Source organism: Flammeovirga sp. SJP92 (assembly GCF_001583495.1).
GTDB lineage: Bacteria > Bacteroidota > Bacteroidia > Cytophagales > Flammeovirgaceae > Flammeovirga.
Genome location: NZ_LQAQ01000061.1, coordinates 427,392 through 448,347 on the forward strand (window position 1 = coordinate 427,392; position 20,956 = coordinate 448,347).

A 20,956-nucleotide genomic window follows, 5' to 3' on the forward strand; every position below is an offset into this window, starting at 1 on the left:
GTTTGAATCTTTCTTTTTATTGATTCAACACACCCCTAGTTACATACAATCTGACCATCGTATTGCAACTTAATGTTTTTATATACATTCCAGCCTTTTGATGTCAAAATAGTATTGTAATATACTTTTAATTTTCCAAGCTTTTGATCAAAAGCCAAAGGTTTTCCAAATTCAATGCGTTCTTTTCCTACTTGAGGGTAAGCAATGATAGACATATCTCTCTGTAAATCCAGCTGGGTCAGCTGTGCATTCCAAAAGCGGTCATTGCTTAACTTATTGATAAAATACAATAAATTCTGACCATATGCTTCCTCACTCCAGTATTTGTGAGTCATTAATTTCTCTGCACCATCTCCAGTGATTAAAAGCACACGAGCGGCATACTTTTTAGAAAGTCCAATTAGCTTTCCTTCTTTATTGATATAAGTTGATTTTCCAGAAGGAGTAATCACCCTTGCAATTGGTCTATCTTGTTCAATATCAATAATCAAATTATTAGAAACATCACGTGACACTTCTGCTTTTCGAACAAATTGAATGGCATTTAGAGAATTCTCAATCTCCTTTATGGAAATCTGATTGAGATCTTTTCTCTCTAAATTCATTTTTGTAATAGCATCTTTCACTTCAGTATCCTCTACAAATCGGGGAGCATTATAGTTAGTGACATTAATGATCAACTCACCGTCTGAAGTATAAACGTTTCTTTTCGTAACTGTGTAAAGTACAAAGACGATCAGCAAGCCAAGAAGTACTAAAATACTTCCGACTCCCTTTTGAGAGAAAAATTGTGATAGTGATTTTTTTTCTTTCATAGACTACTCATTATGAATTTGAGCTATATCTTTTATAAAACGATCAATATTTCCTGCTCCAACAGTTGCAATAACTTTACCATCGTATTTTTTCACTTCGGACAACAGGTCCTCATCTTGGACAATACGCTTGTTGTCATGCAGGATTTTCCCTAAAAGCATTTCCGAATTGACACCCTCTACAAACTTTTCTCGAGCTGGATAAAGTGGCAACAACCAAACATCATCTGCCAATGTTAAGCTTTCACCAAAATTATCTGCAAAGTCAGCCGTTCTTGAATACAAATGAGGCTGGAAGATTACAGTAATTTTTTCTTCTGGGTATAATGCTTTCAGCGATTTGATAAAAGTAGTAATTTCTGTAGGATGATGTGCATAATCATCAATATACACTTTATTTGGAGTATCTACCCACTTTTCAAAACGTCTCTTCACTCCTCTGTAACTTTCAATCCCTTTTCTTACCTCTTCTGGTGTAATACCAATTTGCAAGGCAATAGACATAGCCAACAATGCATTCGCTACATTATGATAGCCAGGCATTTGCAGTGCTACGCTTTCCAAAACAACTTCATTGATCTTTGCGTCAAACACAAACGCTCCTTTTTCTACATGAAGGTTTGAAGCAAAAACATCTCCCCCTTCAATACCATAAGTTGTTAAGCTCACACCTTCTTGAGGGGTTAATTTTTGAATACTTTTTTCTAAAAATAGTTTTCCGTCCTGAGGAAGTTTGTTTATAAATTCTTGAAATGAAACAAAAACCGCTTCTTCATCTCCGTAAATATCTAAATGATCTGCTTCACAACTTGTTACTCCAATGATATTAGGTGAAAGTTGTAAAAAAGAACGGTCAAATTCATCTGCTTCAACCACTACAATATGATCCTCTTTACTGCTATCTCCCAATAGCATATTGGTGCCATAGTTGGTACTAATACCTCCTAAAAAAGCTGAAACATTTCTATTGGCATGTTTCAAAAGATGAGAGAGCATTGAAGAAGTGGTTGTTTTTCCATGCGTACCTGCTATGCCAATTGTAAAGCTGTCAGTTGTAATCATTCCCAACACTTCAGCTCTTTTTTTCAATGTATAGCCTTTCTCCTTAAGATACTGCATTCCTCTATGCGAAGATGGAATTGCAGGTGTATAAACTACTAGTACTTCTTCTCTGGGTAATGAAAGTAACTTTTCAGATAATGCTTCTTCACTGTCATCGAAAACGATATTAATTCCTTCTTCTTGCAGTTTTGATGTAAGATCTGTTGGGGTCTTATCATACCCTTCCACTTCATAGGAATTGGCATTAAACCAACGTGCCAAAGCACTCATCCCTATTCCTCCAGCTCCTAAAAAATATATATATGCAGGTAACATTTTTCTTTAATTCATTCTTTGATAATGACGCTCTGCCGCTTCAATTACAGTATTTGCAATATCATTGGCCGCATTTGGTTTTCCAAGTTTATGAATGGCAGTGCTTAAAGACTGCAACCTAACCTCGTCTTTTATTAATTCCAGTACCTCATCTACCAATTTTTCTCTTGCTTCAATGTCTTTTACAAGAACCGCAGCATTTTCATTGACAAGAGCTGTAGCATTTTTGGTTTGATGATCTTCAGCTACATTTGGCGAAGGTACCAATATGCAAGGTTTCCCGGCTAAGCAAAGTTCTGAAATAGACAAAGCTCCGGCTCTTGCTACCACTATATCAGAAATTGCATAAACATTGGCCATATTTTTAATAAATGACACTACGTGTAATCCTTCTTTGTCTCCAAATTGAGAATAGTACTTTTCATAGTAATACTTCCCTGTTTGCCAAATTACTTGTATTCCTTCATCCAATAACTTTTGAACACCGTTGGCCATACTATCATTTAAAGTCAATGCTCCCAAACTACCACCAAAAACAAAAGCTACTTTCTTATTAGGATCAAAGTTCCACTCTTTATAACCTTCCTCTTTTTTACTTTCCAATTCAATGATATCCTGACGAACTGGATTTCCTGTAAAAGAGATTACATTCTTAGGAAAGTAATGCTCCATTCCAGGATAAGCAACACAAATTTTCTCAGCTTTTCCACCTAAAATTTTGTTGGTCAATCCTGCGTACCCATTCTGTTCTTGAATAACAGTAGGTATTTTTCTTGATTGTCCTTTCCACATAATAGGGCCACTAGCATAACCGCCAACTCCTACTACTACATTAGGTTTAAAATCAGTGATAATTGAACTTGCTTTCCACAAGCTTTTCATCAACTTAAAAGGGAAAGAAAGATTCTTAAGGGTAAGTTTTCGTTGAATTCCTGCAATTGGCAAACCCATAATTTCATAACCTGATTCAGGTACCTTTTCCATCTCCATTCGTCCTTCTGCACCCACAAAAAGAATTTCAGTATCTGGACGCTGTTCTTTAATTGCATTGGCAATTGCAATAGCAGGATAAATATGACCTCCGGTACCGCCCCCACTTATGATGATTTTTAATTTCATTTGATATGTTTCTGGTTTACCAAAATTATGGCAAGTAGAAAGGTAATCTAAATACTTGCGTTGGAATATCTATTAAAATAAGCCCCTATAAAAAAGTAAAAGTATTCTATTACTAGAATACTTTTACAAAAATAGAATTATTTTATGATTAAGGGTATGTTTAAAACCTCTCTTTTAATGAAAATCTCCCCAATCTGAACATGAGTTTGTAAATTTTATCATATAAAGAACTTCTATTGATTCAAAAACTGATATTTCCACAAAACTTCAGAGTTGAAAATCATTATTTTCCAGTTTGGTCTTTACCCGTTAAAATTACAAAAGCTCCTTTAATTTTGACTTCCTCGTCATCAGCATGAAGTCTATAATTGACAAGTTCTGCTTCATAATAATAATTTCCTGGTTCGAAGGTATTCCCTCCTTTTGTTTTTCCATCCCAATTGATTTCAACATTACCATTATTATCATCACTGTCATACTCATAAATTACAGTCCCCCATCTGTTGATCACTTTGAACTTTACAGATTTCACAAATCGAGGACATCGCATTGGAATGAAAGTATCATTTATACCGTCACCATTAGGACTAAATGCATTTGGCAGTTCATAATAATAGCAGTTATCCTGTACAATAATATTACTCAAAGCACTTTCATTTCCGGAGTTATCCAAAGCTGTTACAGCATAAGAACCTGCCACATATTCCTTGTCTATTATTTCATACAACATACTCTGTGTCAATGGCTGACCATCTGGATGATCAATTGTAACTAAAGGCAATCCAAAATCAGACTTTGTAAATGCTTCTCTCGGGGAGAAGTAAACATTGTATTTCACAATATCTTCATCACAACCATTTCCGAGTTGATTATTCCAGGTAAGCTCAACTGAGAATCTGTCTTTTGCACAGGCTCGTTCACCATCAGTATCTGGCCCAGCTACGCAACTGTCCATCAAAAATCCCTCTTCAAGGTTTCTTAAGGTCAAAATTGGAGGACACGGCGGGATCGTATCCAATAATTCTACTGTGATTTCCTGCGTCTTATTGATCAACGGCTCTGCAATAATGGACTGCTCATAAGATCCCACTGTAGATACATAATATGAATACAATTTACGATCATCAAGAGGATCTAAGTTTGTACCATTATCCGTATATCTCAGTCCCTGTCGGTTTACATAAACACTATCATATAAAGAATAATCAGGTTCATCACCTTCAATTTTCCTATATATATAATGATAAACACCAACAGTTAAACCATTAGCCAGAACTACTGAATCAGGTGTCAAATTCCAAGGAACAGTACCACCCCATGATAAATCCACAAAGTCTATCCCTGACGAAGCTCTAAGTTTAATAAAATTAGCAATGTATGTAGTATCTGACGGAGACCCGTTTTCCAATAGCTCAATTCTGTAATGATAATGGAGATTTACATTATTCAATAAACGATCAGTGAAAGTCGTATCTTCTACCCCAAGAGGACTGCTATTCAACTTTACATAATCACTATCCTCATTTTTTTCTACCCCCTCACCTCTATAAATGTTGTATTGAACTCCTGAAAAATCCGCTACATCTAAAGGCTTAGTCCATCTTACCAAAATTTCCCCATCATCAGAACCTGTTTCATTCACATCTGTATTCACAATGTATTGTGAGTCAGGAATAAAAGCACAAGCCTCTTGTGAAGCTACACTTTCTCCTCCTTGAGGCGACTGGAAAACAGCATATATTCTGTAACAATACGTTACGCCTTGCTCTACATCTCTATCAATAAAAGTGGTTTCTGTGGCGTCAACTTGAGAAACATATTCATAGCCTGTCCAACTAGGCAACCCTGTCTCACATGAAGGTTCAAAATCCAAGGAACCTACTTTTTTATAAATATATATTTCCTTGGCATTAGAACATTCGTACTGATCCCATGTCAATGTAACCTTATTGTCGTACCTCTCAAGCTCATCAGCTGTGGGTGGGTTAGCCGCTAAACCTACAGGAGGTGGCCCTAACACATGTACATTCCAATTTTCCAAAGTACCTAAATCGGTATTTCCTGGCTGAGTTTGGTCAATCGCCTCAAAGGTAATTTGATAAGGTGCAGATCGGATATCTTCACACTTTGGCGTCCATCTGAAAGCGCCATCTGCTTCACTATCATTAATACCTGAATAAGTTACATCAAAACCCATATCAACATAAGGGCTGATGTTCACATCTTTCTGAGCAATTTTTAATTCGAGTGGATGAGGCCCCCAATCTATTGTTGAATCTGGATTATAACATGGTGGCATATCCTGATCTTTCGCGAAAATATTTTTGAACAGCTCAGTACCTGCAATCACACAAGTATCTGGAGGTGTCTCGATAATAGGTCTTAAATTAAGAGGGTCTGTGATGATCACCTGCATATCTCTGTTCACCGCTCCAATACGAATCCCGTCTCTCCACTCTTCTACTAAAAATGCAATATTATATTCACCAAAAACAAAAGGAGCATCCCATACCAGATCACCTGTTATTTCATCAATATAAAACACAGGAGGTACTTCACAATTTTCTGTTTCTCTTGACCAGTCTTCATTTGGATCATCTGGAAAACGATAGTTTTGCACAGGAGTATCCTCACCTTGCAAACAAACCGTCAGACGATAAGATAAACTATCACCATCCACATCAAAAGCACCTGCATTATGAACGAACTTCTGTCCTACGGCACCTTTAATAACTGGCGGAATAAGTAAGAAGGGAGAACTATTCAAACCCAATACTGGGTTGATCATAAATTCCGATTGAATATAGAAAGGTGTCTCTGATGAAATTTCCATATTTCTCACACCTGGGTTACGGTTTCTTTCAAAGTAACTCACTTTGTAATTTCCCACCGAAGGGAAAGTGTGACTTACTCTGTATCGAATAATCTGAGTTTCTCCATCTTGTGTAAATCCTAATTCCTCTGGAGATACAATAGCATTATCAGTACCATCCCCAAAAGAGATCGTACCTTCCCCTGCTTGTACCCCGGTAACATCTCTGTACAAAATTACGGTCACTTCATAAGTCAGAGAAGCATCATTAGTTCTTCTCATCGTAAGGTCACCTGCTCTAATGTGAGTTGCTAGCGCTTGAGTTTGAAATAGGAAACTGATTGACAATAGTATCAGTATAAAACTGACCTGCTTATATGTTTGTAATTTCATATTGTAATGCTATGCGTAACATCTATCGGTTTAGCCTGAATGATTGATTCATTAGTTTAATATACAAATCTATTGGGCGATTTGTCAACGATTACCAGTGAATTGTTTCAGATATTTTTTCAATATCAAACAACCAACTCACTTTTTTCCCATTACACTTTAAGTGCAACATATTTCTTTGGTCTTGATGCACGTCATAAAGAATTGTATTTTTCACTTGAAGGTCCTTTACTTTTCTAACGTCCTGTACCTCTAAGTACACCCAAAGCGATTGAATATCTCGCCTTTCATCTGTTTCTTTCCCTACCCAATTCAACTTCACTGCTTTCTTATTGATCGTCAATTGCAGGTTCTTTTGAAGGTATTCCAAAATTAATTGATCGCTTTGAGAATGTTCTTTTTCTGTAAAAAGATGTAGTTCTGGACCTCCACTTAAAACAATTGCATCTTCCAAATCATCAAAAAACACCTTCACTGCAATCTCCATTCCTTTGGTTTCTTGATTGTAATTCATCTCACAAACACTCAAATGAATAGGGTGAAAACTGATGCCTATTGACAAAAGAATATTAAATAGGATAATAAAAGGTTTTATCATTATAAAGTTCATATGTAAAATCTGAATTGAGTATGTTTAAAATCAAGGAAAGTTTATAATTCTACAAATATAATCTTAGAATTTCTCTATTTTATTTAAGACTATTAATGTCAATTGATAATTTCATTAAATATTTTTTATATTTTTATCAGTAAGTTAGTAATATCAAATAAAGCAGAAATTCTAATTTACTCTAACTCATAAAAGTCTAAATTTCTGTAATCAATCTGAAACTATAATTTACAAATGGGAAAAAAAATACTAGTAGCTGAAGACAGTTCAGTAATACAAAATATCACTCGAAAAGTTTTACAATTCCAAAATTACGAAATCATCTCAGTTAAAAATGGTCAGCAAGTATTAGATAAACTAAACAAAGACCATTATGATGCTATACTTTTAGACATTAATATGCCTGTAATGGACGGCATGGAGTGTGCTCAGAAAATTAGAGCTTTAGATGATGACTCAAAAAATAATGTTCCTATTGTAGCTATCACTGGTAATGCTAAAAACTACAGCATGGACGATTTTAAAGCAGTGGGTATCAACGAGTATTTACCAAAACCATTGAACTTTGATAACTTAGTCAATGTGGTAAACAAAGTCACAAATAATTAAAAATCCTTACTTATCTGCAAAGATATCAACTGAATGAGCTACATTGCGAGATGTAATTTATTCAGTTTTTTTATGTCTAATACAAAAAAGGTTATTCTTAAGCCCACTAAAGGTTTACAAACTAAACTTGAAGATTTATTTGCAGAAACAGATTATAACTTGCGTTATGAAAAAGGAAGTTTCAAGTCAGGTTATTGTTTAATCAAAAATGCAAAAGTGGCCATTATTAATAAATATTACAGCCAAGAAGGGAAGATTCAATCCATGATTGACATTCTTAATGAAATCACTATTGACAGTGCTCTGCTTAGTGAAAAGAATCAAGAACTATATGCAACTGTAACACAAGAAGATTTCAGTTTATAATGACAACTTCATTTTTTCAGTAATGATGAAAATTACATTTTTAGGTACAGGTACTTCACAAGGTGTTCCTATTATTGGATGTGAATGTGAAGTCTGTAGATCCATTGATTTCAGAGATAAAAGACTGCGTTCCTCTATACATATTGAAACCAACGACCAAAAAAGTCTGATTATTGACTCTGGACCTGACTTCCGTCAGCAAGTTCTTAGGGAAAGAATTACAAAGCTAGACGGGTTGATTTTCACACATCAACATAAAGATCATACGGCAGGCATGGATGATATACGCGGTTTTTATTTCCTTAATGATATGAAACCTATCAATCTATATGGCACTGAAGGAGTTTTTAATCAACTGAAACAAGAGTTCAGTTATATGTTTGTAGAAGACAAATATCCGGGTGTACCTTCTGTAGAACTTCATGAAGTAAGAAAAAATGAAACGTTTACCATAGGCGATACGACCCTCTCACCCGTAGAAGTTTGGCATAGAAAACTAGCCGTTATGGGCTACAGAATTAATAACTTTGCTTATATCACAGATGCCAATAAAATTGAAGAAGATCAGATGCAAAAACTACAAAATCTTGATGTATTAGTATTGAATGCACTGCAACACAAACCTCATCAATCACATTTTACCCTTGCGGAAGCACTTGATGTAATTAAAATATTAAAGCCTAAAAAAGCTTACTTAACACATATAAGCCATAGACTTGGATTACATTCTGAAGTAGAAAAAAGTCTACCTGAAAATGTATCACTCGCATATGACGGTCTCAGTATTACACTGTAGAAACAAAAAAGCTCATTAAACAACTTTAATTGTCTAATGAGCTTTTTAAATATCTTTTTAAACTAAGCGGAAGGCAACTCTGCGATAATCGTCTCTCCACCTCTTGTTTTTTGTTCTAAATTGACATTAATCTTTGCATCTAAAGGTAAGAAAACATCGATTCTAGAGCCAAATTTGATAAAGCCAAACTCTTCTCCTTGTTTCACTTCATCTCCTTCTTTTACATACCATCTGATTCTTCTTGCCAAAGCTCCAGCAATCTGACGATAAAGTACTTGAATACCATTTCCATTTTCTGTCACAAAAGTGGTTCTTTCATTATCTGTACTTGATTTTGGATGCCAAGCTACCAAAAACTTACCAGGGTGGTATTTAAAGAATTTGATTACTCCAGAGATAGGGTTTTTACTTAAATGAACATTCAATGGAGACATGAAAATTGAAATTTGAATTCTCTTCTCATTGAAGTATTCCTCTTCATTTGTTTCCTCAATTACTACCACCTTGCCATCGGCAGGTGCAATCACAAGATTTTCTCCTTGAGGGATGGTTCTTCGTGGATTTCTGAAGAACTGAAGAATTAATAAAAAGAATATAACACTTACGGTTAAACTTATTGCATGCACTGTTTTAGCTTCAGGCATGTAATAATAAAGTGGCGCATTTAGGACAGTTAGTAAAATCAACAACGATATAAGTAATGAATGTCCTTCCCTGTGTATTGTCATGAATGTGTTTAAAATAAACTATTTATTATCACCGGTTATATTTATAATATTCTCGAACTCGAAATAATGACCGGCTACTGATAAAACATACAAATGTAGTATTTCTTCTGAAATTATTATCTTAATATGAATAAAACTAATGGCCAGCACCAATAATTTTCAACCTCTTTCTGTTCCTTTTCTCTTTCTTTTGTAGTTTTTGCTGCTGTTTTTCAGATTTTGTTTTCTTACGTTTTGAGCGTTCAACTTGCCCTCTATGAACATCTCCATACTTCTGATTTTGTCTATACTTATATATATTACCTCTCACCACAGCACCTCCTAAAACTGCATGCGAATGTTCTTGTTGCACTCCACATGTCTTTATTGGGCAAAGTGGCTTTCTTTGTTTTATGGTATAAGCTACTTTCACTTCTGCCGACATCCTAGTAAGGAAGAAAGAAGAATTAGTACTTCCATTATAATCCAACATTCCATTATTAGGAAGCTGAGAGGCTGATTTAGCATAATAAAAATTAGTATTCAGCATACCTGTAATACTAATTCTATCAGTAACATACTTAGTATACCCCATACCCAATCCGAGGCCAATTCCTGATGTACCATTGGAACCTGATGATCCTACAGTATCTGTTTCAGAAATAAATTCACTTGAAGTGGTAATCTTACTTGAGTGATAAGAAGGTGCTACTCTTACAAAAAAGCTTTCTTGAAAATAGGGTAAAAAGGAATTTTGAAAATACTTTAAAATATAAAAGTCTCCATAGATCGTAAAATCTACAAACTTAGCTTCAGAAGAAGCGGTCTCAAACGTTGAATTAGTAGAATTAGAATAGTAAGTATTGGCATAACGAAAACCAACCGCCAGTCCATCCTTCACTAGGTAATCAGAAGAGAGGTTCCATCCCCACCCCCAGTTCAGCTTCGGTGCACTAACTCCTGTAGCTGTATTCATGGAAGTAATGCTTTCCTTCCATTTACTTGAAAAAATATTCTCAGATTGAAATCCAATACCTGCCTTCCAAACAGCATATTGTGCTTTACCTTCCTTGGAAAAGCACAACAAAAAAGCAACTAATATTAGTTTATAAAAAAAATTACGAGGCATTAATCTAGATTTCTGTTTTGATAAGATATAAAACTCCTATGCAACTACTATGCAAGTTTGGTTTTTATCCCCTAAATAAATTTTATTTTTGAGGTATAATTAAAAAAAGAGTTCCCGAAACTCGAAAACTCTTTCCTCTTAAACTAAACTAACAAACAAACTTTCAACTAATAAAATCTTTTAGGATTTGAGTTGAATTCAACTAAGATGCCTGACGCACCTCAACATCTTCAATCAAGTTGGTCATGTTATCTAAAACACGGTCAACTACAAAAGATGGAACTTCTCGTCCTATTATATCTTTGTAATCTTCTTTAGTATAAAAAAGATTTAAATTTCTTGATTGGCTGAACAATTCATAAACTCGTGATTCTACATATTGTTGTAATGCAATATTGAATAATGCAAAAGTATCAACTTCATCATTTTCACTATTAATAATCACATCATAGATAGGAGTCATCACCCCCTCTAATTGTGTTATTTTAAGTGTTCCGTAAATTGTTTCATTTGAAGATTGGTCTGAATACACGAAGTTAAATTTGATAATCATCTAGGTTACTATTTTAAATTGTCAGCGATAAATGTTCTAGCAGATCTTTGTTAAATCCACGTTTGCAAACAAGTAAATTTCAAGTAAGTCCACAAAAAAATAATAGTAAAACTCACACTAATAAAGGAATAGTACAACGTTTTCTTACTTTAAACTCATTTAAACCCGCATTATAGAATATTTTTAGTAAATGAAATTTAATAAATGAATATTAGTTCACGTTGTTATTTCCCAAAATATAATTTTACCCAAATATTAATTTCTTTGTATAATGAAAAATCAAAAAGGTATAAAGCAAAAAAAGAACCTATAAATCTTACAGGTTCTTTCTCAACTAACAAACAAACTTCCAACTAATTTTTAAAGCAATAAGCTATTTTATGGGTTGTAATATTTTAATATCTACTTTAAGAAGCATTTCTCAATTCTACTTCTGTATTTAATATGTCAAATTCCATTAGTTTATCCTTGATCAAGTCAAAAGATAATTCTTTTGAAAGTACTGTGTAATAATCATCCAATGTAGCTTCTATGCATTGTTCTCTAAACTCAAGAAAAGTTTCATAGACTCTTGTTTCAGCAAATTGATTGATTCCCATCTTCAGTAATTTCAACCTTTCTATTTCTGTCAATCGCTCTCCATTTGTCTCTATATCGTATCTAAGCAAGTTGTGCTTTGATGTAATTTTTAAATACACCGAAAAGTTGATATCAGAATACTTCAATTCTCCTTCTAATGTGATTTTATGGTATATGTTCATGGGACTAGCGATTTATATAGGAAAGAAATATTTATATTATTCAAGGCCGAGCGACTTTGTTTAATAACTCTAAATAATTGTAAATATTTCAATTGTACAATATAATTAACTGTATGATATACAATTTATTAGAAAAATGATATGAATTACTTTATATTCTTATATTTTAAAATGTTTTTTTTCTAAGCTGAGGGAACTTTTTGGAGAGGAAATAAATCACACATTATTATCGAAATTTGAAACGGAATAAAAAGCTACAATCCTTATAAAAACAAAAAAAAGTACCAATTTAACATTGGTACTTTAAATTCTTTCTTAATTATAGGAGATCAACTTTTTCTAGAATTTCCAAAGGTATTTCCTTAGATAATCCATCAATACAATCTTGTAATGACACATGTTTCTTTGTTTTTCTCAATGAGAGAAAACGTTCATAAAGCAATGATTTGCATTCGTTTAGTGTTATTTTTTCGTTTGTAATTTGATGATTAACAGTTGACAAAGAATAATTTAAGGTAATTGTAGACTTAGTTATGAAAGAATTCTGGTAATAAGATTTAGTAGAGTGTACGGTCATATAAACAGGTAATGTTAAAAGAAGTGTGTTAATGAGTCTTAATTTCAACAATTAATATTTATCATCAAAATAAAAACGTAATTTTAACACTTTAGAATAAAAAAAGAATCTATAAAAATTATAGATTCTTTTTCACTAAAACTAAACTAACAAACAAACTTCCAACTAATCGAATATTTTATAAAAGCTTACGCTTTATTATGTTCTATACTTTGTTGTCTTTAATGACAGTACTAAATAAGTTTATTTTTTACACTTATACAAATATTCATTTAAACTTATTTACATTTCTGCGAAAAATACTATTTCTAACCTTTTCAATACTACTTTTTCAAATAGTCTTGGTACACAAACCCTTCTTTGCCTACCACACTTACTTTCATCCATTTCTCCGACTGCTCTTTGATCAAAAGTTCTGTTCCATTCGGCACTCCATTCGGTACAACTTTATTATCTCCTACTTTAGGCTCCTTTCTAATATTTAGATTACTCCCTTTAGTTTTCACAAAAAACTTCCCGTCTTGTTCATGAACATAATCAGAAGACACCCACCCTTCAATATCAATTTCTACTATGATTTTCAACCATTCATCGTGATCCTCCAGTATTTTCACCTTTTGGTTATTCAATAATTGATCAATCACATTACCTTCTTTTGCCGGCTTATCTCTAAGGTTTAAACTTGACTTTACATTAACCGTTGCAGTATCTCCCACTTTTAGCGGTCCTATTTCTTTGATGATTTCTTCAAAATCCTCTTCCTCAATTATTGGGACTGGTTCTTTTGTGTTTGCTGACTTTACATCAATAAAGAAGGAATCTCCTATCTTAAGAAGTTCATCTACTGTCTTTCTTGAATTCAGAATATCAAGTATCCCATCTTTTTCGATGATTCTCTTTTTTGTTTTTAAAGCAATATCAGCAAAACTTTTACCCACTAGAATACAGCCTCTTGTATCTGTGAAAAAATTTCCAGAGTGAATCAAAATACTGGATCTTCCGGGTACTTCTTTTCCATCTTTTGTCTGAATATGGAAAGATCTGTTGGCGTAATTACCAAAGTTTCTGAACACTGCCTTGTACTCTCCTTCTGGAATACAAGAAATTCGGTTTCTATTTTCTTTCCATGGCAATTCAAGAGTGTCACACTCAAAAATCGTTTTACCATCATCGTTTACAATAGTCAATTTGCCTCTCGTCTGAAATTTAGAGTACGTTTCTCTAATCAATGTTGCCTTCATATTTTTAGGGTTTAGTGAGCATTCATTTCGAATTTCAACAATAAATTATGAGTTTCATAGCACTAGGGCACTGAAAAACAAGTCAAATAGTATGGTATAGGGTATTTTTTTAGCATATTCGCGTTATATTTTTTTTCGTCATTGTATACAGACATAATTAGTTTCTGATAATTATATCTGTTTACCAATTATACAGTATACTAAAACTTCAAGAATTAGGGAAATGAAAGTACTCATTCTTGGCTCTGGGGGTAGAGAACACACATTAGCGTGGAAAATCTCCCAAAGCGACAAGCTAACAAAGCTATATGCCGCTCCAGGTAATGCTGGAACTGCAGAAGTTGCACAAAATATCAGTATTTCGGCTACTGATTTTAAAAAACTTGGACAATTCGTTCAAGAAGAAGGCATCGACATGTTGATTGTTGGTCCTGAGGCACCACTTGTAGAAGGTGTAGCTGATTATTTTGCAGAGAATGAAAGCCTTTCTCATGTTAAGGTAATTGGTCCTAAGAAAGCAGGGGCTCTTTTAGAAGGTAGTAAAGACTACTCTAAAAAGTTCATGATGCGTCATAATATTCCAGCTGGAGCATCAAAAACATTCACTTTAGAAACTCTTGACAGCGGTTATGCATTTTTAGAAATGCAAAAGCCTCCATACGTTCTTAAAGCAGATGGTCTTGCAGCAGGTAAAGGCGTATTGATCATCAACTCTTTGGAAGAAGCAAAAGCTTCATTGAAAGAAATGTTGAGCGGTCAATTTGGCGAAGCAAGTAAATCAGTACTTGTAGAGCAATTCCTTGACGGTATTGAACTTTCTGTTTTTGTGATTACAGATGGTAAAAACTACGTAACTCTTCCTGAAGCAAAAGATTACAAAAGAATTGGCGAAGGCGACACTGGCTTAAATACTGGTGGTATGGGTGCTGTTTCTCCTGTTCCTTTTGCGGATAAAGCTTTTATGGAAGAAATTGACAAGACTATCGTTAAACCAACAATTGATGGTTTAAAGGAAGACGGTATTGACTACGTTGGCTTTATCTTCTTCGGACTTATCAAAGTAGATGGCAAACCTTACGTTATTGAGTACAATGCAAGAATGGGTGACCCTGAAACGGAAGTAGTAATTCCAAGAGTGAAAAGTGACTTACTTGAAATTCTTGATTTAGCAGCACAAGGAAAACTTGATGAAGCTAGCATTGAAATTGATGAAGATTTTGCATCAACAGTAATGTTGGTGTCTGGAGGATATCCTGAAGCTTACCAAAAGGGTAAGAAAATCACAGAAATTGAACAAGTACAAGATGTGATTCCTTTCCATGCAGGAACTACTTTCAGCGAATTAGGTGAAGTAATTACTAGCGGAGGTAGAGTGATTGCATTGACTGCCAAAGGGAAAGATATGAATGAAGCACTTCAAAAATCTTTCGCCGCAGCAGAAACGGTTCAGTTCGATCAAAAGTACTTCAGAAAAGATATTGGATTTGACTTATAAAACAGTCTGATCTAAAATTATAAAGCAGGATTATTTTTCTTTTTAGAAAAGTAATTCTGCTCTAAAAAGTAAATTTCTCAATCACAATTGCATACTTTATTGAGTATGCTCCAATCATTTCAATTATACCATGAAAAAGATAGGTGTTTTAGGAGGTGGGCAATTAGGCCGTATGATGATACAGTCCGCTATGAATTTAAATATTCAAGTGAAAACCTTAGATCCTGATCCCAATGCCCCATGTAAGGCAATGGCACACCAATTTGTTGAAGGCTCAATTAATGAATATTTCACAGTTGTAGAATTCGGCAAAGACGTTGACGTTTTAACCATAGAAATGGAAAACGTAAACGCCCAAGCATTAATTGATATTGAAAGACAAGGAATTGTTGTGTACCCAAAACCTCATCATATTCAGATGATTCAAGATAAAAGAGTACAAAAACAATTCTATCTAGATAATGGTATTCCAACTTCTCCATTTGTTTTGGTTGACTCCAAAGACGAATTAGAAGAGTTTGAAGATTTCCTTCCTGCTGTAATGAAAGTAGGCAAGGGTGGCTATGATGGACGTGGTGTACAAGTCATGAAATCTAAAGATGATTTCGAAAAAGGATTTGACGCTCCTTCAGTATTGGAGAAAATGGTGGATATTGATAAAGAAATCTCTATCATCGCTGCTAGAAACCCTAGCGGAGATATCACAACTTTCCCTGCTGTTGAAATCGTTTATCATGAAAGCAACTTAGTAGACTACTTACTTTCTCCTGCCAGTATTCCTTCTGAAGTGGAAGAACGTGCTAAAATCATTGCTTATGATCTTCTTGAAAAATTAGATTATGTAGGTTTATTAGCCATTGAATTCTTTGTAGACAAAGAAGGAAATGTGATTGTAAACGAAATTGCACCAAGAACACATAACAGTGGTCATCAAACGATTGAAGGCAACATCACTTCTCAATTTGACCAACATATCAGAGCAATCCTAGACCTTCCTTTAGGTGACACAAGTAGAAGATGTGCTTCTGCTATGGTCAACGTTTTAGGAGAAAAAGGTTATACAGGTGAAGCTAAATATGAAGGTGTAGAAGAGATTTTAGCCATTCCTGGTGTGTATGTCCATCTTTATGAAAAGAAATTCACTAAACCTGAGCGTAAAATGGGACACATTACCATTATTGCCGATGAGAAGGATGAATTGCTTGAAAAAGTGGATAAGGTGAAAAAATATTTCAAAGTAATTGCTTAATTATTGCTTTGGTTGAAAATACCGAGGAGATGTTATGACAAATAGCATCTCCTTTTTTGTTGGAATATTATTCATCAGTCCAACAATTTGCTCATTATTTGGCATGACTTTCGACTTTACCTATCCAAACAATTACTATCAATCCTAGATGAGAACTTTAACTTTTATCTTCTTACTGATATCTCCCCTATTCTGCTTGTCACAGACTTTAACACCTGTCTCAAAAAATGGAAAATGGGGATTTCTACAAAATTCAAATGACACTTACCCCTATCAATTCATCACATATATTCAAAAAGATGAGGTTTTTAAAGTGGGCCGAGCCAACAAAATTGGTATCGTTGACCTCAATGGTGAAACTTTAATTCCTTGTGAATATGATCGAATTGAAGTGGTCAATAACCAATTATATGTAGTATGGAATGCAAAAGGAGCTACAATTGTAGATAAACAAAATTCTCCTCTTAGTAATGAGTTTTATGATCACATCTCTCCTTTTGGAATGTATTTAAAAGTAACTTCTCATGGCAAAGAAGGAATCATTAAAAAAGATGGAGAACTCATCTGCAAACCCATTTATGACGAAATCACTCTATTAAAGGATAATCCTATTTTTATTGTGAAAAATGGTGATCAAAAAGGCTTTATTGATTTAAATGGTTCAGAACCTCTGCCTGTTGAATTCAAAGACATCAAAGTAGTAGCGAACAAACAACTTCTGGCTACTTATCCCAATACCCCCCTTGTTTCATTTATTTTAGTGGAAGAAGATGGCAGTCTTAAAAGCAAAAAGGATTTCAATAAAAAAGCAGACTTTCAAGTCTTTCAGAAAAGATTTTACCTTACAGGTTTAAAAAAAGAGTTTAGCAAAAGCGGTGCTACTTCTCCACAATGGATAGAAATTATGGGAGATTATTATTTGATAGCTCCCAATGGAAAAGAATTATTAGAAGGCAGGTCCTTTTTCTACGTTCAACAAGACAAGGATAACCTTTCAATCGCTCGTAGAGAAGAAAAAGACGGCACTTTAAAGTATTACCTGATTGATCACCAAAAAGGAGAAATATTATTCAGTGATTCTTTTAAAGATATTGTTTTCGCAGATTTTGGAGAAAGCAACTGGGCAAGAATTTCTGTTGATACACTTTGGGACTGCTTGATCAACAAGGAAGGCGACGTCAAAAGAACTATTCAAGCCGATGGTATGAACTACAGCATGATTGACATTGGCAACTTCTATGAGGGGTTTGCTTACTACCATGCAAGAAATAACAACAGCTATGGATTTATTGATATCAATGCTGAAAATGTAATTCATCCCGAGTATTCTTTAGCTTCCGATTTTAAAGAAGGTTATTCTATTGTAAAGAAAAACGGCTACTTTGGTGCTATTGACAAACAGGGAAAAATAGTCATCCCAATTACCTATGATGGAATTTCTCTTTGTGAAAAAGGATGGTTTAAAGTCAAAAAAGGGTCTGGTATTTCTGGTAAATGGGGTGTAGTGAACACCTCTGGGAAAACAGTATTAGAGTGCAAATATCAGGAAATCCAACTAGATAAAAAAGGAGCAAATGTAAAATTAAATGGTGCTTGGGGAAGATACTTAAGAGCCTACAAATGGGCATTTACACCAAAAATTAAAGTCTCCAAAATACATCCTTTCATCAATGGAATTGCCAAGATGGAAAGAAAGCCAATTTATGATCCTGTAGACCGAAAAACAATCACGGCTTATAAATATCAAGGATTTATAAAAGAAGATGGTACTGTTATTATTCCTCCTATATATACCTCAGTTATTGGTTTTCAGAGAGCTTGGGATAAACAAGAAGGATTGGCAATCATTAATAAAAACAACCTCCATGGTTTTGTCAATTACTTAGGGGAAGTAGTTTTGGAAGCAGAATATTTATCCACTGGCAACTTTACAGAAGTATGGACAATTCATAAAGGCATTGCCAAAGTAATGAATAAAGAAAGGAAAACTTCCTTTGTCGATTCCAACGGTAAAGAAGTTCTACCTTTTGAGTACACAACTGTGAGTGACAGTTATGAAAAAGTTTGGACAGACAGCAACGGAGTAGCCATCGCTCAATTGAATGGAAAAAATGGTTTAATTGACTTAGAAGGCAATAAAGTCTCTCCTTTTGTTTACCCTAAACTATTTCAGGTGAATCAAAGTCTGTTTGTGGGTCAAACACCTGACAAAAGATGGGGAATGATCAATCAAGAAGGCGATACCACTGTAAATTTCATTTATTCAAAAGCACTTCCTTTATCTTCTAAATATTCACAATTAATTCAAGATACATCACTTGTTTACACATTGCTTGATGATGGACAATGGAGCAAAGAAACAGTTCATTCAAAGCCTGTGACTACTTCTTCTATTGAGAAAAATAACGATTATTCATATCATCATATTGGTGAAGATTACGCTATTGTCTCTAAAAAAGGGAAGTCTAAACTTCAAGGAGTTATTGACAGTAATGGAAAGGTGATCATTAAATTGAGCTTCAAAAAAATACTTCCTTTCTCTGAAGGAATGGCAGTTGCACAAAAAGATGGTAAATCAGCCAAAGACAGAAAGTATGGCTTTATTGATAAAAAAGGAAAATGGATCATACAGCCCACTTACAACAATGCTCAATCCTTTTCGAATGGCTTAGCCGCCGTTTGCCAGAAAAGTAAGTGGGGATATGTTGATAAAACTAACAAGTTAATCATTCCTATTCAATACAGTAAAGCTTCTGATTTTTATGATCAAATAGCAGTTGTAAACCAGACTTCTATTATTAATCAGCAAGGAAAAGTATTAGGTAGTATTTTAAGTTCTGAAAGTATTAAAGCTGTAAATTCAAACCATATTATTGCAAAAGGCATTGGCTATGAAAAACACCTTTCTATGAATGGAATCGAACTTTATGATGTTGATTTTGATGAAGTCACGGCATTTAATACAGCAGGAATTGCTTTTGTAAAAACAGGTGAGAAATGGCTTTTAAATAGAACAATCAACGAAAACAAAATCACAAAAGTGTTCACTAAAACTGAAAAAGAGATTTATGAAAATAAATATGGGAGGCATAGAAAAGTAGTATCTCTTACTGGTGATGTAACACAGGATCAAGGTTTTGAGAAAGTGAAAGATGGACTTTGGAGAATGATTGGGTTGGATGGACAACCTCTTAATAATATTTTATTTTATAAAGTAAAAGAACATCAAAACGGCACTTTTACATTTGAGATCAAGAATGTGGGGAAAGTAACCAATGCGAAAGGAGAAATCATTACTGATGACTTCATTCAATCTACAGAACTTTTCGGAGACGGTGTTTTGATTTATAATGAAGGCAATACCAAGTTTATTCCATAAACATCCCCTTTTTACATATAAAATGGGCAGCATAATCTTTTAAATTATCCTGCCCATTTTTTATATGTCGTTTATCTATTTCTTATTGTCAATTCAAATACTAGCATCCATTAAGGATTTAGCTTGTTCAATTCCCTTCAATGTTAGATGGGGACATGCTTTTTTATTTGAAATATCAGGATGGTCAATAAACCCCTTATTTTCCATCATATTGAGTAATGCTTCCGACTCTGCATTAGTCATTGAAATTCCTAGGTTTCGTGCGACATCACCTAAAGAATTACCGCTATTAAGACATATTCCTACTAATAGTTTTGAGAATTTGATTTCACTTGACATAACATATTTAGGTTAAGGTTTAACAGTTGTTGATTATTGGTTACAATCGATTTATACGTGCATAATAATATTAAGATACATTGTTTAACGATATTTAATCTTAAACAATTCTCTTTTAAGATGCTTTAAATAATCGTTAACTAAAAACACTCTTTATCAATTCATTAAAAGTTATATATACCGAAAAACCGTAAAAAAAGCTGTGACCTCCGAAAAGACCACAGCTTACTTCCTTATAAATTGAATGCTTATCTAAGCATCACCGTTAATTAAACTCATTGCTCTATCATTTCCTTTTTGAGAAAGGTAGGCAAAAGTTTCTTTGGTAGATCTTTCTATTTTAGAAACAAATCCATCCATTTCTAACATAGATACAAAATTATTAATCTCATCTCTATTCGCATGAATTCCAAAATTTCTGGCAATTGATTGTAGAGAATCTCCACTGTTAAGGCATAATCCGATTAGGAACTTTGAATACTTGACTTCTGTTGACATAATTATGATTAGGTTATTTACTCAGTTAAGAAAAAAGGGTAACATTTCAGCATAACAACTTCTAATTGTTATCGTTTTCAACTATTAATACAAAGGTCTACTTCCGCAACCGATTTCGCAAACTTTTATTG

The 20,956-nt window shown here is 33.9% G+C and carries 18 protein-coding genes; 6 read left to right on the plus strand and 12 right to left on the minus strand.

The window, feature by feature from the left end; translation table 11 throughout:
• Nucleotides 1-35 precede the first annotated feature (35 nt).
• From AVL50_RS14460 to AVL50_RS14480, 5 genes are all read right to left on the minus strand, one after another.
• Nucleotides 36-815 carry a cell division protein FtsQ/DivIB gene (locus AVL50_RS14460; protein WP_062617195.1) on the minus strand — a complete coding sequence of 260 codons (780 nt, stop codon included), beginning with the start codon at nt 813-815 and terminating at the stop codon, nt 36-38.
• Between the two features lie 3 nt (nt 816-818).
• Nucleotides 819-2,192 (minus strand): UDP-N-acetylmuramate--L-alanine ligase, encoded by a 1,374-nt coding sequence (gene murC / locus AVL50_RS14465; RefSeq protein ID WP_062617196.1) that lies wholly within the window; start codon nt 2,190-2,192, stop codon nt 819-821.
• A 6-nt stretch (nt 2,193-2,198) separates the two neighbouring features.
• The gene (gene murG / locus AVL50_RS14470) at nt 2,199-3,311 is read right to left on the minus strand and encodes an undecaprenyldiphospho-muramoylpentapeptide beta-N-acetylglucosaminyltransferase (RefSeq protein ID WP_062617197.1); all 1,113 of its coding nucleotides are present in this window, start codon (nt 3,309-3,311) and stop codon (nt 2,199-2,201) included.
• 283 nt (nt 3,312-3,594) lie between these two features.
• On the minus strand, nt 3,595-6,516 hold the full coding sequence (locus tag AVL50_RS14475; protein ID WP_082795825.1) for a gliding motility-associated C-terminal domain-containing protein: 2,922 nt from the start codon (nt 6,514-6,516) through the stop codon (nt 3,595-3,597).
• A 91-nt stretch (nt 6,517-6,607) separates the two neighbouring features.
• Nucleotides 6,608-7,126, minus strand: a complete 519-nt coding sequence (locus AVL50_RS14480) for a DUF6702 family protein (RefSeq protein ID WP_371259035.1) — start codon at nt 7,124-7,126, stop codon at nt 6,608-6,610.
• Between the two features lie 234 nt (nt 7,127-7,360).
• Between AVL50_RS14480 and AVL50_RS14485 the strand changes: the two genes are divergently transcribed.
• From AVL50_RS14485 to AVL50_RS14495, 3 genes are all read left to right on the plus strand, one after another.
• Nucleotides 7,361-7,735: a response regulator gene (locus tag AVL50_RS14485; protein ID WP_062617200.1), complete on the plus strand. Its 375-nt coding sequence runs from the start codon at nt 7,361-7,363 to the stop codon at nt 7,733-7,735.
• A gap of 72 nt (nt 7,736-7,807) precedes the next feature.
• A complete protein-coding gene (locus AVL50_RS14490) occupies nt 7,808-8,101 on the plus strand; it encodes a hypothetical protein (protein ID WP_062617201.1) in 294 nt (97 codons plus the stop codon).
• Between the two features lie 22 nt (nt 8,102-8,123).
• Nucleotides 8,124-8,897, plus strand: coding sequence for an MBL fold metallo-hydrolase (locus AVL50_RS14495; RefSeq protein WP_371259036.1), 774 nt, complete (start codon nt 8,124-8,126; stop codon nt 8,895-8,897).
• Nucleotides 8,898-8,959: 62 nt separating this feature from the next.
• On the opposite strand, the gene AVL50_RS14500 is transcribed toward AVL50_RS14495, so the two are convergent.
• The 5 genes from AVL50_RS14500 to AVL50_RS14520 all read right to left on the minus strand — a co-directional run bounded on the left by AVL50_RS14500 (nt 8,960) and on the right by AVL50_RS14520 (nt 13,865).
• On the minus strand, nt 8,960-9,625 hold the full coding sequence (locus AVL50_RS14500; RefSeq protein ID WP_062617203.1) for a phosphatidylserine decarboxylase family protein: 666 nt from the start codon (nt 9,623-9,625) through the stop codon (nt 8,960-8,962).
• 136 nt (nt 9,626-9,761) lie between these two features.
• Nucleotides 9,762-10,733: a hypothetical protein gene (locus tag AVL50_RS14505; RefSeq protein ID WP_062617204.1), complete on the minus strand. Its 972-nt coding sequence runs from the start codon at nt 10,731-10,733 to the stop codon at nt 9,762-9,764.
• Between the two features lie 202 nt (nt 10,734-10,935).
• Complete coding sequence (locus tag AVL50_RS14510) at nt 10,936-11,286, minus strand: hypothetical protein (protein ID WP_062617205.1); 351 nt, start codon at nt 11,284-11,286, stop codon at nt 10,936-10,938.
• A 407-nt stretch (nt 11,287-11,693) separates the two neighbouring features.
• Entirely contained in the window at nt 11,694-12,047 is a 354-nt protein-coding gene (locus tag AVL50_RS14515; RefSeq protein ID WP_062617206.1) for a hypothetical protein, read from the minus strand.
• A gap of 900 nt (nt 12,048-12,947) precedes the next feature.
• Nucleotides 12,948-13,865, minus strand: a complete 918-nt coding sequence (locus tag AVL50_RS14520; RefSeq protein WP_062617207.1) for a DUF5675 family protein — start codon at nt 13,863-13,865, stop codon at nt 12,948-12,950.
• A 223-nt stretch (nt 13,866-14,088) separates the two neighbouring features.
• Between AVL50_RS14520 and purD the strand changes: the two genes are divergently transcribed.
• The 3 genes from purD to AVL50_RS14535 all read left to right on the plus strand — a co-directional run bounded on the left by purD (nt 14,089) and on the right by AVL50_RS14535 (nt 19,988).
• Entirely contained in the window at nt 14,089-15,360 is a 1,272-nt protein-coding gene (gene purD / locus AVL50_RS14525) for a phosphoribosylamine--glycine ligase (protein WP_062617208.1), read from the plus strand.
• Between the two features lie 130 nt (nt 15,361-15,490).
• On the plus strand, nt 15,491-16,609 hold the full coding sequence (locus AVL50_RS14530) for a 5-(carboxyamino)imidazole ribonucleotide synthase (RefSeq protein ID WP_062617209.1): 1,119 nt from the start codon (nt 15,491-15,493) through the stop codon (nt 16,607-16,609).
• 148 nt (nt 16,610-16,757) lie between these two features.
• Nucleotides 16,758-19,988: a WG repeat-containing protein gene (locus AVL50_RS14535; protein WP_082795826.1), complete on the plus strand. Its 3,231-nt coding sequence runs from the start codon at nt 16,758-16,760 to the stop codon at nt 19,986-19,988.
• A 93-nt stretch (nt 19,989-20,081) separates the two neighbouring features.
• Here the strand turns inward: AVL50_RS14535 and AVL50_RS14540 are convergent, their stop codons facing one another.
• Together AVL50_RS14540 and AVL50_RS14545 are read right to left on the minus strand one after the other, a co-directional pair.
• Nucleotides 20,082-20,327, minus strand: coding sequence for a hypothetical protein (locus AVL50_RS14540; RefSeq protein WP_062617211.1), 246 nt, complete (start codon nt 20,325-20,327; stop codon nt 20,082-20,084).
• Nucleotides 20,328-20,579: 252 nt separating this feature from the next.
• Nucleotides 20,580-20,825, minus strand: coding sequence for a hypothetical protein (locus tag AVL50_RS14545; protein WP_062617212.1), 246 nt, complete (start codon nt 20,823-20,825; stop codon nt 20,580-20,582).
• Nucleotides 20,826-20,956: the final 131 nt, after the last annotated feature.